The organism is Pseudoalteromonas sp. bablab_jr010 (assembly GCF_016464105.1).
Lineage (GTDB): Bacteria > Pseudomonadota > Gammaproteobacteria > Enterobacterales > Alteromonadaceae > Pseudoalteromonas > Pseudoalteromonas simplex.
In genome coordinates, this window is record NZ_JACDWV010000130.1 from 1 (window position 1) to 344 (window position 344).

Sequence of the window (344 nt, forward strand, 5' to 3'; positions counted from 1 at the left end):
CTTATAAACAACATTGGACTAGCTAAAAGGCAAAAAGAAAGACCTGACCATTTAGTGACACTTTTTAGATGCTACGCTAGTAACGCTTTTTCATCAAAGCCTTGCTCATGTAACTTGACTACAAGCTGTTCAAGCACCTCATCTTTTTGAGGGGCTACAGGCTGCGTTAATAGCAAAGAAGTCACATTGCCAAAACCAGGGTGCTCAAAATCGGGGTTCTCAAGGCCATGTTTTGTTCTTAGCGTTAGCAGCATAAGTGCAGCATAAGGTGTAAATTGCCAGTTCATATTATCGAACTCAAAAAACATCTTACTCGGTGGTGATGCAACCTGAGCGACTTGATC

Annotated in this window: 1 pseudogene; it reads right to left on the minus strand. The window is 41.6% G+C overall.

The features are described from left to right. Window positions 1-71 precede the first annotated feature (71 nt). A pseudogene (locus JIG37_RS11455) lies at window positions 72-344 on the minus strand (hypothetical protein); the annotation flags it as partial.